Raw genomic sequence first — 13,544 nt, forward strand, 5'->3', positions numbered from 1 at the left:
CTGTGCTGACAGCTGAATCTGTGCAACCTCGCCCTGCAGAAGATTTGCAGGTTGACTTGGTCATTCCGGTAAAAGCGCTGAGTGAAGCCAAAACCCGTCTTCTTGGTGCAGCAGACGGAGGGAAAGGCGGCGCCACCTGGCACAAGAGTCTTGTTCTTGCCATGGTGAACGATACAGTGACCGCCGCTCTCCAAACGCCCGCGGTTCGCCACGTCTTGGTTGTTACTCGCGATCCCGACGTGGCCAAGAGTGTTCAGCGGCTGGGCGCCGCCGTCTTGCAGACTGAACCTGGAGGGGGCCTCAACGCTGCCCTCGACCATGGGGCAAAGGCACTGCACGCCGGAAAGCCAGGTCGAATAGTTGGCGCAATGCTTGCTGATCTCCCAGCGTTGCGTCCCCGTGAACTCTCCTCCTTCATCTTTGCTGCAGCAGGTCGACGGTCGATTTGTGTCGATCGGGCGGAAACCGGGACGACATTGCTGCTCTCCGCTCGGGGGGAGAGCCTCCAGCCTCGGTTCGGCAATAGGTCGGCACGTGCACACCTTTCCTCCGGAGCGATCCTGTTGGCTGGCCACTGGCCTTCGCTCAGATCGGACGTGGATACGGCGTCTGATCTCCGGACGGTGCGCGATTTGGGAGTTGGCAAGTGCACGGCAGCCCGCATCGCCGCTTGCCAGTCGAACCACGAGCTGATGATGCTGGACAAACACGAAGTCGCGATGCTTCGCTTCGCGCGGCAGTGGACGCCGTTCGGTGGTGGAAGCGACGAAGAGATCTTTGTCGAGTTCGGTATCACCCCTCGTGCATATTTCGAGCGACTCATCGAGTTGCTCTCGCCGGATGTCACCCCCAAGCTGAGCACCATTCGTCGCGAATCGATGCTTCGGCTGGCATACGGGCGTATCGCGGAGGAAGTTGAACTTTGGCAGAAATACAGAGGGCGAGCTACGAGATGACGATGCGTGCAGCTACGGTGAACCATTCGCACTGCTCGTCACGTACTGAGGTCCGATCGTGAGCGTGACCTCTTGCGGGACTCAACAGCTGAGTGTGATGCTGCCTTCCTGCGCCGCATATTCTGCCGGATTGAGCCAGCAACAAGGTGACGTACCGGTCCATCCGCCAACCCGAAGCAAGTTGGTACGGATGAGTTGGCTGTACGCTGCCATCGACATAGGGAGTGCCCGGCTATGACCCGTGCAAAGGCGAACGACCACGGGGCGATGAACGGACTGCAGGTCATACCCGTGACGGGCCTACCAGAGTTCCGGCCGGGGGACGACCTCGTGGAACACATTGCTCAACGAGCGTCTTGGCTGGTCGACAACGATATTGTCGTGATTACGAGCAAGATCGTCTCCAAGTCGGAAGGGCGGATAGTCGCTGTACCGGGCGACACCGACGAGCGGGAGGCCTTCAGGGGTCGGCTCATCGAGCAAGAGGCGGTGCGAATCGTAGCCCGAAGGGGCCACACCCTGATTACTGAGAACCGGATCGGCATCATTCAAGCTGCCTCGGGAATAGACGCATCCAATGTCTTTTCTGACGAGCTGGCTTTACTTCCGAATGACCCAGATGCTAGCGCACACTCGATTCAAAACGGGCTGAAGGAACGGCTCGGAGTCACAGTGGCAGTGGTGATCACCGATACGATGGGTCGAGCCTGGAGAAAAGGGCAAATCGACGCGGCGATCGGCAGCGCCGGGATTGCAGTGTTGCACGGGTACGCCGGCACCACAGACTCGCAGGGCAACGAGTTGCAGGTCACCGAAGTGGCAGTCGTCGATGAAGTCGCCGCCGCCGCGGACCTGGTGAAGGGAAAGCTGTCGGGGAATCCGGTTGCTGTTGTGCGCGGGCTTACGTTGCAAGATGACGGCACCAGCGCGCGTGATGTGCTCCGACCCGGACCGGACGACATGTTCTGGCTCGGCACCTCCGAGGCGGTGAGACGAGGGCGCCGCGAGGCATTGTTGCTTCGGCGCTCGGTTCGTTCCTTCACCGACACAGCGGTAGAACCGCAACTGATCCGGACGGCAGTCGCCGAAGCTCTTACGGCTCCTGCGCCGCATCACGCCCGTCCCGTCCGGTTCGTTTGGCTGCGGTCCGATGTCAAGCGCAATCGACTACTCACAGCCATGCGTGAGCAGTGGCGCACAGATCTTGTCAGCGATGCATTACCGCCAGAGCTGGTGGACCGACGTATGGAACGCGGCAGCATCCTATTCAATGCGCCCGAAATGATCGTTCCGTTTTGTGTACCGGACGGCGCTCATGATTATCCCGACGTGAACCGACGGCAGGCGGAGGCGACGATGTTCACCGTGTCAGTTGGCGCGGCCGTTCACGGCCTACTGGTCTCGTTGGCTACTCAGGGGGTTGGCAGCTGCTGGATCGGCTCCACCATCTTCGCTCCAGACGTAGTGCGCGCACAGCTCGACCTCCCGGCAGAGTGGCGACCTCTGGGAGCCGTCGCAATAGGCTACGCAGCTCAGCCGCCGGAGCCCCGCCCGCAGGCAGACCACGCTGATGCATTAATCGAACTCTGAGCACGCCCGCTTCAAGGTGTCCTACCTCGGGGCACTCAGACATTCGGTCGCCCGGACGCACAGTATCGGCCCGTTAGGTGGCGAATTGATCAACCCCAAGGTGTTGTATAAGTTTGAGGGCGGGAGACCCGCAACCACGGTTGAGCGCACCCACAACTCCGACGCGGCAATCGACCCGAGCACCCAGCGAGTCAGGGAATCCCAAGCGTCACGCCAAACGGCGACTCCCGTCCGCATGGACCGCCGCCTACGACAGCTCGGACCGAGACCTCCACGCTTCGCCGCCAATTCAAAAGCTCAGTGGCGCAGCCGACACCACTGGCAAACTCCATCCCACCTCTATGGGGACATCAGACCCGCCCTCGTGGTGGCGGCACGCTCGTCGGTAGCGCAGGCGACGAACCGCCGCGGCGGACATGCCCTTGTGGTCCAAATCGGCTGCCCAACCTCACATGTCGGCTGCCCAACCTCACATGTCGGCTGGTGCGCGACGTGATCTGTCGGTGTCCGACATGCGCATGACTTCGCGACGTCACGGCGGGTGGTATCGCAATCGAAGCCACGTTCTCGTCGGACATCACCTTCACGGCCTCGGCTATTCACGAACGTCTCGAAAGTGAAGGATCCATCACTGTCACCTACCAGGGTCAAATTCTATTGCGGCACCTGCCGTGCCCGGTTCGACCGCACCAAGCTCATCACGGACGCTGGCAGCCATTTGAAACGGCGTATGTACGTCCAACGCTCTCCATCGAGATGATGGCCACGGCCACCCTTCGGGTTCGTCATCTGTGGCGGTTGACGATTCGAAGGGTGGCACTTTGTCGCGGGTGAGTGCAACAGGACTCGCCGAGCACCTACATTTGAGATAGTACGTGGACCGGTATGAGGCTGTACACCGGAACATCTGCTGTACGACAATATTGACCTGGCGGTACAGATCTGCCGATCGTCAAGTTGACCGCTCTCCTGACGAACTCCTCGGAGGCTTGGCTACCGAGGGCCGTAGCGCCCAAACCCGGTGCTATCGGCCGCGCAAAATTGCTGCTTCCGAAAGCCGAGGTATTTCTACGAGAGCACCTCGTCATAGTAGTAGGCGGGAACTTCACGGTTGCTGTTTTCGAGGACTTCGTTCCATGACCACGTCCGCAGAATCTTCCCATTCCTGAAGACTGGAACCAACAGATTCTCTTCAGGCGAGACCTGCGCTCGTGGAACAGTCTTGTAGTCACCGTCGACCTTGCGCAACGCCAATCGTCCAGCCTTGGAGTGCTTCATCAGGTTTCCGGTCGGCCTCTTGGCAATGTCCTTCCACTCACCATTGATACAGATGGCGTTTGCCTTCTGGCCGAAATTGAACGTGTCGCGGTTGATCTGCTGCAGCAGCCCGCCACCCATACCGCACAGCGCGTTCTCCGCCGAGAGACCTCGACGCTCGAGCTCGTCATAAACCTGACGCAAACTTTCGATCGTCAATCCGTCACCCTGCAGCGCGCGAATGTAGGGCGGGAGGACCTTGAACCCCTTGCTATTGACCTCGTGCCCAAACGCCTCCATCAGCCACTCGACCGTGTCGGAAGTGACCTGCACCACGTCGCCCGAGTCGATACGGATGCCGACGAGCCCAGGATATTCCTCTACCAACTCCTTCAGCTTTACGCCGACGATATTCCGAACGGTGTTTTCGTGGTTGAAAGTGTCAGTCAACAAACTGACAATAGGCGATTTTCTTTCGAGCATTCGTCGCATTTGTTCGGCTTCCCCATCGGGGCCCCATGAAGAAATGCTCGCGTGCTCCATGTGGACACCCGAAAAAGCGGGAGTTGACGCGTCGTAGTATTTTTTAGCGGCCACTGTTGCGGGTACAGTCTCGCTCTGGTCAAAGTTCACCAGATGCGCCATCCCGCCCAACGCTGCAGACTCCAATGAACTCACACCGCGAGCGCCGAAGTCGGCCAGGTAGTGGCCTGCTAGGTCAGGATTATCCGAGGTGCGTTCCAGGGCGTTCCAGATAATCTTCTTCAACATCCAGCTCAGGGAGCCTACGGAAGTCGGATACCAAACGGCCCGCAAAAGTGCGGTTTCAAAGAAGCTGGGCACCCAGAAGTACTTTGGATCGGTATTGATGACCTGCAGCATTACGTTCCTTGTCGGAACTACTGTCCCTTCGGGAACGGCTTCGATCTCGATCGGCAAATAGCCCCCATGGTCTTCTAAGAGGTCCAGCCAGATCTGTCGATTAAACTCAACATTAGTACCCCGAATTATTGCTTCGGCCTCATCAATGTCTTCGACGGTGAAAGGCTTGCTGAGATACTCCCGGAGGAAGGCCTGTAGGCCGAAAAAAAGTGTGGCGGGGAAGGCGCCGCCTCGGGACTCAATGTAGCTCGACACATACTCGGTGCCGGGCGGATACTGGAAAAACTGCGTGTGCTTATAGTTGTCGGTATTGGTCAGCAGGTTAGTGAAGCCAGTTCTGGTGGACATATAATGCTCCTACGGAAATGGGGGGAGGCAAGAATTCGATCAGATGCACCTAGTGCACTGTGGAAGCGCCCAACGAGGTGGACCAAACGTCCTCAGGGGTCACGGAAAATCAATCCGTTGTTGAGATCCTGCGATCTTTGAGAAAATCCGGAAGTTCGTGTACTTCTGTGACCTGCGGGGTGGTCGTCTCCCGTGTGTCCCAGCCGATCATCTTCTCCGGCCGCAGCTCAAAATAGGTTCTTCCAGCGACTTTGCCGAACAGAAAGTACGGCTCTGCAAAGGGATGCCCTGTGTAGAAGTACTTGTCGTAAACCAGCTGTTCGAGGTGAGCCACACGCTCGGGATCGTTCTCTATCGGAACGGCAGAGCCGAGGATCCGTACGCCCGCGACGGTGGCGTACTCGTCACCGCTGTCTACCAGTGCGGACAGTGCGCGGCCGGCCCTCACATTCGCTGCGTGACGCCCGGCGGCGTCAATGGGAAGGTAGATCTTCTCGTCATCGACTACGTACCACAACGACGACAAGTAGATCGTCCCGTCTTCGTTAGAGGTAGCCAGTCGGATCATTGGCTGACGGGCTAGATAGGCCCACCTCTTCTGTCCTCGCAGTGGCGCCGCCACACTGGCGGTAACGGCTGGCACGTCTTCACTCATTTTTCCATCCCCTGTCCCCGCAGACTGCGCAACTGTTTGCTGTAAGCTTTTTGCTCGACGATTCCAGGCCTTGGTGATGGTCCACTGGTGAACAAGAGACGACTCTCCTGGCCTGTCGGCTCCATGGTGTAGTTGAATCCTGCCGGCAGGTATAGGACTTCGCCGGGGCCAATTTCCAACACGACTTCGCGGCCTCCGCGGTCCTGCGCACGAACCCGCATCATGCCTGAGATGCAATACTGGGTTTCGTCAAAGTTCGCTTGAAACCAATGTACTTCCCCGTGCTGGGGCTCTACGTACATCATTCCGTGCCGGAAGTACCTTGCATCATCTCGTTCTTGCGTGAGAAAGATCTTGGTCCCAATTCCGTTGTTCCAGTTCATCTGCGGGAGGGACTCAATTTCTTCTTCAGCTATTGCTCGAGGATAACGACGAGCGTTCTGAGCCTGTGGATCAACGTCTGACATCGATATGCCTTTCCATACACCTAAAAATGGGTTGTGAGGTGGAATCGACTTACTTGGGAAGTAGTCTTCGTTCATTGATAGGCGGTTGTGCGAGCAGTCGTGCATCCCAGCCGCTCATCTCGTCGACGTCGATTCGATACCAACGTCGGTTCTTCACAGCGCCGTCGCTGAAATAGAACTCAAGGTGGGGGTGAGCATGATAGAAGTACTTCTCGGCGGAAATGTCGAGCAGTGTTTCGACAAAGTCGCCCTCTGTGAGATGAGCAATTCCGCGGAAGTGGACTGACCTGAACTCGGTGATCTCGTCGCCTTCGTCGATGACGCCGGAAACTACGTTGTTCCTACTGATGTTGTTGATGTGAATATTCGCCGGTGTCGTAGTGGCTCCTGGGTCGCCAATCGCACCATCGAGGGGAATGTAAAGGGTTTCCTCGTCGGCCACGAACCACTCGGCGCTTACGTGAATTGCTCCGGAATCATCGGAGGAAGCCAACCGAACCTTTCGGGCACGTTGTAGGTATGCCCGTCGTCCGATGCCATCGAGGGGAACAAATTCGTTCAGTGAAACTGCCATGACCTAGTCTCCTCAGAGTTCAGGGTTGTCGCGCATCGCGATCAGTGCGTCGCTGTAGGACGGATCGTCGCCTGTGTATTTCCATCCGGATTGTTGGACCGGTGCCATCGTCCAGAAGTTGATTGAGTCCACGCCCGAGGCTCTGAAGGTGTATTTGAAGCCCGCTGGGGCCCAGAAGTGGTCACCTTCGTCGACGACGTAATCGGCCTCGGCCCCGTCGGCGTCGACAGCGTGCAATCGCAGCTGGCCCTTCACACAGTAGAAGGCCTCATCCCATGCGGTCTCATCCCAAACAAAGTCTTCCATGTCTGAATCGTGGAAGCAGTATCCTTGTGTGTAGTAACGAGAGTCCTCACGTTCGCGGGAGATGAAAACTCCACTCGCGCAGCCCTTGGAAAAGGGCAGACGTGGCATGCTCTCAATGTCCTTGAAATTGATTACTTTTGGAAATCGTTGAGGGCGGGACGGAAATGAGGCTCGAATTTCGGCGCCCACTGATTTCGTGGTGGACGTGCGCGGGTTGGGCATGAGTGTTCCTCTCTGGGTTGCTACCTTGATTCGCGAATCGGTGTGGAGTCCGCTTGTGGCACACAGTCGTATCGGAACGCTGGACGATGCCCAGCGGCAGAACTCTGACAATCAATGAGGCTTCCACCTACGTACAGGGAAGGGGTGGTGGGTGCGCTATCCGCTGCTACTTCCGGTGAGAGTGTTTGTGGGTCCGGCGATGAGACGACGTCCGATGGTGTAGGCGTGTCGAAGGTCGTCGCCGTCGTAGAGTTCGGCTGCGAGGCTGCGAATGGGATCCTTGGCGTTGACGCCAACCGTGTTCGGGAGCCATTCAAAGAGGGAGATATCAGAAGTCGAATCACCGTACGCAACGCACTCAGTGACAGCCAGTCCCCAGTCGTCGAGGATTCGCTTGGTGATGAGAACTTTGTCTTCGACGGTCAACGTGGAGTGCTCAGTGACTTCCCCTCCCAGTTCTATTCGCGACCCAAACGTTGCATGTGCCCCCCACCGTTCCAAACGTCGAACGAAGAAGTAGGGCGACTGCGAAATCACAATGCACCGTTCATCACGTTCGGCAATGTCGGCGAAGACCTCAGGGATGCCCTTGAGCCACACGGCGGCTTCGAAGGCCCCGTCAATCTCGTCTTCGCTCGCTCCTGCCCATAGCTCAAGAGCCTTATGCCAGAAAGAGACCTCGCTGATTTCCCCACGCAGCCAGGCCTCCTCAAGGGCAAAGGCCGCATCAAAGCACCCCAAGTATCGGGAAAGCTCCACCGTGGCAGCCCCCATCAGCAGCGTCCCATCCATGTCGAACACATGGAGCCGGCTCCCACCGTCGACTGCCGGAACCTCTTGCCTCGGATGCGTCTGCACGCCCATCTCACCTCAATCTCGGGGACTATCGAAGTCCGTCATGTAAAGCGTTGCGGGTTTGAGGAGACGTGACGCTCCTCACCCGCGCTGTGGGATAACGATAACTGGAGAGGTACAAGACGGCAATAGTAGTAACGTTTCTATTCTACGAATGTTGCTCGGCCGGCCCCGGGACGATACTTAAGGAAAGATGCGTTAAACCTTGCAGTACAGCACTGTTCGCTGGCCGGGCCAGGGGTCCCGGGCGTCATGCTAGGGCAGACTCGCTAAAGAATGGTTTCTATAATTAGCGAGCCCCTCCGGCGCGCGCGCCGGGGTGTGGGCCGCTGTTACGGAGCCGTCAGCGCAGCCCACAGGTTCTCTGCCCCCGCGTCAACGGCTATATCGGCGACTGCGGAGTCCCAGTGAGCTTGACTACCGTATTCCGCCCGCCATGACCAGAGCCGTGTCGTTGACAACCTCAACTGATGCTCCATGGTGAATCCGATCGCGCCGTGTAGTTGATGCGCTGATCTGGCGACGGTGCTACCGATCGCTGCGGTGCGAGATTTCGCGACCGCTACAGCGAGAGTAGTTGCAGGAGTCGCAAATCCGTGATCCGCGGCGGTTCGCATAGCGACATCGACTGCTACCCGCGCGGCGGCCAGCCCGCTGGCTTGTGCGGCGACAGCCTGTTGAACGATCTGGAATTTGGACAACGTTCGCCCGAACTGCTTCCGCTGGGATGTGTAATCGATCGTCAGTTCGACGGCCCGTTCGGCGGCTCCGATGCTCTGGGCAGATCGCGCGAGTGCACCACGCAGCCACAACTCCTGACGGACGCCCCCGGGCGCGGGTCGCAGGCATTCCTTCGAAAGGCGAACGTCGAAAGTTACCGTGTCACGTCGCTCGCCGGCGAGATTCCAACCCGGTTCCGCGACGTAGTCGGGACGCGGCACGTAGCCCACCAGATCGCCCTCGGCTGAGCCGACGAGAACGATGAGGGCCGAAACATCACCGGCATAAGGGACCCGGGCGGCCGTACCGACGATCCTGTACTCATCACCGGCGGCCACTGCCGACAGGTCTCCGGTTGCAATCGACAATGCGGCATCATCCACCGATCCGCCCGACATCGACCAGAGCCAACCCGCTAACCACTCGTTCTCGGCTATAGGGACAGAGGCGCCGAACTTGCCGCTGGCGGCAAGCACAACCCCCGATTCAACCAAGGTGGCACCGCCGCCACCCTGTGACTCCGGGATGCTTAGCGAGGTGAGACCGAGTTCCGCCAGTGTGTTCCACAATGGCGCATCAAGATCAAATCTGGTGAGTTCAAGATCAGGCACCGACTGCTTGCCGAACACATCGTCTGCAAGATCGCGCAGATCGTTTAGTTCGTCGTTCATCAAGTTCACCTTAATCCGATCGCTCGGGCGATGACGCCCTGCAAGATTTCGTTGGTACCACCCCGTAGCGTGAATCCAGGCATCTGAAGGATCGCTTCGGCTAGCATTCGCGGAATACCTTCGCCGTCCGGGTCGGGTTCAGTAGAGAACGACTCCGCTACGGCTTCGACGATGTCACCCTCGAGTCTCGTCCCGAGTTCCTTCACTACCGCTGCCGACGTATCAGCTTGCTCACCGCGAGACAACGCCCCAGCTATGGAAATCGACAGTTGACGCAGCGTCCAAAGTCGACCAACCAACGAACCCCAACGTGCTCGTTCCGATGTGGCAGCGTCAGTCCGACGGAGTTCCCCAATAGCCGCCGCGAGAAGTGGGAACGTTGACAGAATCCGTTCCGGTCCACTGCGCTCGTAACTTAGCTCTGAAGTGACCTGCTTCCAGCCACTGCCAATCTCGCCGAGTACCAGCGCATCTGGCACGAAGAGATCATCAATGATGACTTCATTGAAGTGTTCCTCTCCACTGAGCAAGCGGATCGGCCGGACCTCAATCTGCGGCTGGCGGAGTTCGACGATGAACTGGGACAGTCCTGCATGACGATTGGCGGTATCGAGTGGTTCGGTGCGGGCAAGCACAAAGAAGGCATGCGCATTGTGCGCCCCCGAGGTCCAGACCTTAGTACCCGAGATTCGCCATCCACCGTCCACCTGTGTCGCCCGCGTGCGGACCGAAGCAAGATCTGACCCAGCGTCGGGCTCGCTCATTCCGATGGCAAAGTAAATTTCACCGCGGGCAATGCCTGGAAGGTAGCGTTGTTTTTGGTAGTCGGAACCGTAGCGCAGCAATGAAGGCGCAATCTGCCGATCAGCGATCCAGTGCGCGGCGATAGGTGCACCGCGGGCGAGTAACTCCTCTATCACCACGTATCGGTGTAACGGTGACTGGCCACCTCCGCCATACTCCGTCGGAATGGTCATACCAACCCAGCCCCGTGCGGCTAACTTGCGGGTGAAATCCGGATCCCAGCCCTGCAGCCAGTTGTCCACTCTCGGGACAAAGTTGCCCGCGGTTCCTTCGGCGGCCAGAAAATTCCGGATTTCCTCCCGTAGTGGTTCTGCCGTCTGCGGCAGCGGAACAGCCGTGGGGACAATCGTCAAGGTCATCTGCGACGTTCTCCTAACTGGTCGACAGTGCTCTGTCCCGATGCGACTATGTGCTTGCCAGTAGCGACAAGGCGATCAGCGCTGCAAGATCCCTCGGAGCCAGGAGACCGCACGTGAAAGCATGTAGAATCGTATCAGGTATCAGTGGCGGGTACCACAGTGAATCCGCTTGGCAGCCGTTTCGCCTGGCAGTTTCCGCTCAGCGATCAATGCAGAAACGGTTACAGACATGATCTGTACTTCACGAATGATTGGAAGTTGACGATGGTCGATTCTTCTGTTGGCGCGCTGACCCCGCTCCGAGTCCTTGATTTGTCGCGTCACCTTGCTGGGCCTTTTGCGACGATGATGGTGGCCGACCTCGGGGCTGAAGTCATCAAAATCGAGCAGCCTGAGACGGGCGACGACACGCGCGGCCGGTGCCCCCCAGTCGATGTCCGAGGAATGTCAACCTACTTCCAGTCCGTCAACCGCAATAAAGCAAGCCTGGTGCTCGATCTCAACGACGCTCACGATCAAGAAATTGCTCGCCAGTTGGCTCTCTCTGCCGACGTTATCGTGAGTGACTTAGAGCCTGCAGTGCTCGATGGAGCTGATCTGGGATATCAATCACTGCAGGCTAACCCGGGCTTGGTCTACTGTTCGATCTCCGGCGCTGGGTATCCCCTAGAGACCCCCGGCCACGACTTACTTATCCAAGCACTCGGTGGATTGATGAGTATCACAGGCCCTCCCGACGCCGAACCACAGAAGGCGGGTGTGGCGATAGTAGATGTACTTGCTGGTTTGTTCGCGACCGTGGGTATACTTGCGGCGCTACGGCACCGAGATGCCACTGGCGAAGGCCAGCATGTTGAGGTGAATCTCCTTACTTCACTGTTGAGTGGACTGGTCAATCAAGCGACCGCCTACACCAGCGCGGGGGTAGTTCCCCGTCGCCTCGGCAACTGGCACCCCAGCGTCGCGCCATACGAGCCTTTTGCGGCCGCGGACGAGCACCTGGTTATTGCGGTTGGTAATGACCGGCAGTTCCGCGGACTGTGCACTGTGGTCGGGCTCGAGGCGCTCGCCGAAGACACCCGGTTCGCGACGAATTCCCATCGCAACGACAATCGGGATGAACTACACAATTACTTAGCTGCTGAGTTTCGAAAGCTGCCTGCACACGACTGGGTAGAACGTTGCTCGGCGGTTGGGGTGCCTGCAGGAGTCATCAACAGTATCGCGGATGCATATTCTCTCGCCGATTCGTTGGGACTGGCACCGATCGTGGAGGTGCCGCGGCCGGACGGAACGGCTGTCCGGCTCGCTCGCAACCCCATAAACCTCTCGGCGACTCCGCCCAGCTATCGGAGTGCTCCTCCTGAGCTAGGTGATTCTCTGCGCTCCAACGACCCGGGCAAATATGACTGGAGCATCAGATAATCTGCTCCTGACTCAAGGCCGTGTCCTCCACCGGGTGCGCGATCCCGCAACTTCCATCTCGCGCCTGACTCGCGCAGGCAGGACCTTTCACCCGGGTTGGCCGCAGAGGGTGCCCGCGAAGCGGTGGTGTGGTGCACCGAACCACCGACTCGCGGACGGGACTCCCGCCTTTTTCAGATACACCCACTTTTGATCCCCTCCACGCGGACGAAAGTCTTCCTAGTCGCAGCGTGACATACATCCCTGATGCGTCCTGTCCCAAAATGAAACACATCGACGACGCATCTTTGCCGCCCGGGGCGCTGAACGACTGCAGCCTGCCCGGCGCACGGTTCCGTCGTGGACTGGCTCCGACCGAAGCTGTCGTTCTGGTTTGTAAAGCCCAGGACCGTGGCACGAGTGCCGTTACGCGGCTCTAAGCCGTCAAAGCTGTTGCTCGACAGATCCGCCAGCTTCTGGCGGTACTTCGCGAACCTGCCGAGGTAGAACGTGACGCTGTTGGTTTGTCCGGGATGTATGCGCCGAATCCAGGGAAATAGTGCCCTGACAGAAGCTCATCCAAAGCCTTATGGGTGAGCTCAGCTATGGCTCTGGGTCGTTGGGAGGTGCGATGGTGGCCTCATTGCTGCGGATCGCCTACCAGAGAGAGACTGGGAGTCCGGCTTCCGCCCTCCGGAACCGTAGCGGCATGAATAGGGCCGAGGAGGCAGCTATTGGCAGCCGTCACAGGCAGTGCCCGGCCGCTTCCCTGGATGCCGTCACACACTCATACCACCATGGTTGAGCAACTCGCCCTTGGCGTCCGATGGCGGCCGCCCAACGGGCCCAGAGTGGACGGGGGAGTAGGCCTGCTCCCCACAGTGCCGTTCGTGTCTGCGTCGGTCGACGAGGTACGGGGCCACGGTCTCCGGGGTGCGCCAGCAACGCGACGTGGCCGTACGCAGTGCACCTCAGTTGAATCGGCGCCACGCCGACGTGTCGCTGCGGCGGGTGTCCGGCGCCCGCGACGAGGACGCCACGCCGGCGATCCGGGCGGCAGCGTCGCCGGTCAGCTCCGGCGCCAACCCCCACTCAACAGTGCGAGTTACCTCCGGTGTGGCGACGCGTATCCCGGCGGTATGCTCGATTTTCGCAATCGCGGACTCCACCGGCGGCCACCGACAGAACTGCTGCACCTGGAAACGTGTCTTCAAGTGGGGATTCGGCGTCGACGGTGCGCAAGATCTCGCGCCCAAAGAGCGGCCGCAGGCTTGTGCGTCCGGCGACGACGACACCGCTCAAGCTGGTTGCCGACGCTTCATCGATGTTGCATTGTATGCATCATGACGCACGAGGGGGCTCTTCACGGTGCCGCACACCTTGTGCTCGCTTCCAATGTCGCGCATTCGGGTCCGGAATCCGCGGTGTTCGAGGCGATGCTCTTCCCTGTCAAGTCTGCGTGTTGAGATCCTGA

At 59.0% G+C, this 13,544-nt stretch carries 12 protein-coding genes; 4 read left to right on the top strand and 8 right to left on the bottom strand.

Annotation, left to right across the window (positions count from 1 at the left end):
* Nucleotides 1–2 precede the first annotated feature (2 nt).
* Nucleotides 3–956, top strand: a complete 954-nt coding sequence (cofC, locus tag PSR88_RS39440; protein WP_237723955.1) for a 2-phospho-L-lactate guanylyltransferase — start codon at nucleotides 3–5, stop codon at nucleotides 954–956.
* Nucleotides 957–1,190: 234 nt separating this feature from the next.
* A complete protein-coding gene (locus PSR88_RS39445) occupies nucleotides 1,191–2,546 on the top strand; it encodes a coenzyme F420-0:L-glutamate ligase (RefSeq protein ID WP_016881366.1) in 1,356 nt (451 codons plus the stop codon).
* Nucleotides 2,547–3,614: 1,068 nt separating this feature from the next.
* On the opposite strand, the gene PSR88_RS39450 is transcribed toward PSR88_RS39445, so the two are convergent.
* The 8 genes from PSR88_RS39450 to PSR88_RS39485 all read right to left on the bottom strand — a co-directional run bounded on the left by PSR88_RS39450 (nucleotide 3,615) and on the right by PSR88_RS39485 (nucleotide 10,666).
* Complete coding sequence (locus PSR88_RS39450) at nucleotides 3,615–5,033, bottom strand: nicotinate phosphoribosyltransferase (RefSeq protein WP_016881367.1); 1,419 nt, start codon at nucleotides 5,031–5,033, stop codon at nucleotides 3,615–3,617.
* A gap of 109 nt (nucleotides 5,034–5,142) precedes the next feature.
* On the bottom strand, nucleotides 5,143–5,688 hold the full coding sequence (locus PSR88_RS39455) for a pyridoxamine 5'-phosphate oxidase family protein (RefSeq protein ID WP_083853053.1): 546 nt from the start codon (nucleotides 5,686–5,688) through the stop codon (nucleotides 5,143–5,145).
* The gene (locus tag PSR88_RS39460; protein WP_237723957.1) at nucleotides 5,685–6,230 is read right to left on the bottom strand and encodes a cupin domain-containing protein; all 546 of its coding nucleotides are present in this window, start codon (nucleotides 6,228–6,230) and stop codon (nucleotides 5,685–5,687) included. The genes PSR88_RS39455 and PSR88_RS39460 overlap by 4 nt, the downstream gene beginning before the upstream one ends.
* A complete protein-coding gene (locus tag PSR88_RS39465) occupies nucleotides 6,205–6,729 on the bottom strand; it encodes a pyridoxamine 5'-phosphate oxidase family protein (RefSeq protein ID WP_237723958.1) in 525 nt (174 codons plus the stop codon). The genes PSR88_RS39460 and PSR88_RS39465 overlap by 26 nt, the downstream gene beginning before the upstream one ends.
* A gap of 12 nt (nucleotides 6,730–6,741) precedes the next feature.
* A complete protein-coding gene (locus tag PSR88_RS39470) occupies nucleotides 6,742–7,257 on the bottom strand; it encodes a hypothetical protein (RefSeq protein WP_237723960.1) in 516 nt (171 codons plus the stop codon).
* A gap of 156 nt (nucleotides 7,258–7,413) precedes the next feature.
* Nucleotides 7,414–8,121 (bottom strand): HAD family hydrolase, encoded by a 708-nt coding sequence (locus tag PSR88_RS39475; protein WP_016881372.1) that lies wholly within the window; start codon nucleotides 8,119–8,121, stop codon nucleotides 7,414–7,416.
* Nucleotides 8,122–8,444: 323 nt separating this feature from the next.
* On the bottom strand, nucleotides 8,445–9,503 hold the full coding sequence (locus tag PSR88_RS39480; RefSeq protein ID WP_237723964.1) for an acyl-CoA dehydrogenase family protein: 1,059 nt from the start codon (nucleotides 9,501–9,503) through the stop codon (nucleotides 8,445–8,447).
* 5 nt (nucleotides 9,504–9,508) lie between these two features.
* The gene (locus tag PSR88_RS39485) at nucleotides 9,509–10,666 is read right to left on the bottom strand and encodes an acyl-CoA dehydrogenase family protein (RefSeq protein ID WP_016881374.1); all 1,158 of its coding nucleotides are present in this window, start codon (nucleotides 10,664–10,666) and stop codon (nucleotides 9,509–9,511) included.
* A gap of 264 nt (nucleotides 10,667–10,930) precedes the next feature.
* On the opposite strand from PSR88_RS39485, the gene PSR88_RS39490 reads away from it, so the two are divergent.
* A complete protein-coding gene (locus tag PSR88_RS39490) occupies nucleotides 10,931–12,091 on the top strand; it encodes a CaiB/BaiF CoA transferase family protein (RefSeq protein ID WP_016881375.1) in 1,161 nt (386 codons plus the stop codon).
* A gap of 912 nt (nucleotides 12,092–13,003) precedes the next feature.
* Nucleotides 13,004–13,417 carry a hypothetical protein gene (locus PSR88_RS39495; protein ID WP_157180105.1) on the top strand — a complete coding sequence of 138 codons (414 nt, stop codon included), beginning with the start codon at nucleotides 13,004–13,006 and terminating at the stop codon, nucleotides 13,415–13,417.
* The last annotated feature ends 127 nt before the right edge of the window (nucleotides 13,418–13,544 follow it).

The sequence above is a fragment of the Rhodococcus sp. DK176 genome (genome assembly GCF_038447315.2).
Taxonomy (GTDB): domain Bacteria; phylum Actinomycetota; class Actinomycetes; order Mycobacteriales; family Mycobacteriaceae; genus Rhodococcus_F; species Rhodococcus_F jostii_A.

What these genes read in the sequence shown, in the direction of transcription:
- PSR88_RS39445 (WP_016881366.1), top strand. Translation starts at nt 1,191, where the DNA reads ATGACCCGTGCAAAGGCGAACGACCACGGGGCGATGAACGGACTGCAG.
- PSR88_RS39450 (WP_016881367.1), bottom strand. Translation starts at nt 5,033, where the DNA reads ATGTCCACCAGAACTGGCTTCACTAACCTGCTGACCAATACCGACAAC.
- PSR88_RS39455 (WP_083853053.1), bottom strand. Translation starts at nt 5,688, where the DNA reads ATGAGTGAAGACGTGCCAGCCGTTACCGCCAGTGTGGCGGCGCCACTG.
- PSR88_RS39460 (WP_237723957.1), bottom strand. Translation starts at nt 6,230, where the DNA reads ATGAACGAAGACTACTTCCCAAGTAAGTCGATTCCACCTCACAACCCA.
- PSR88_RS39465 (WP_237723958.1), bottom strand. Translation starts at nt 6,729, where the DNA reads ATGGCAGTTTCACTGAACGAATTTGTTCCCCTCGATGGCATCGGACGA.
- PSR88_RS39470 (WP_237723960.1), bottom strand. Translation starts at nt 7,257, where the DNA reads ATGCCCAACCCGCGCACGTCCACCACGAAATCAGTGGGCGCCGAAATT.
- PSR88_RS39475 (WP_016881372.1), bottom strand. Translation starts at nt 8,121, where the DNA reads ATGGGCGTGCAGACGCATCCGAGGCAAGAGGTTCCGGCAGTCGACGGT.
- PSR88_RS39480 (WP_237723964.1), bottom strand. Translation starts at nt 9,503, where the DNA reads ATGAACGACGAACTAAACGATCTGCGCGATCTTGCAGACGATGTGTTC.
- PSR88_RS39485 (WP_016881374.1), bottom strand. Translation starts at nt 10,666, where the DNA reads ATGACCTTGACGATTGTCCCCACGGCTGTTCCGCTGCCGCAGACGGCA.
- PSR88_RS39490 (WP_016881375.1), top strand. Translation starts at nt 10,931, where the DNA reads ATGGTCGATTCTTCTGTTGGCGCGCTGACCCCGCTCCGAGTCCTTGAT.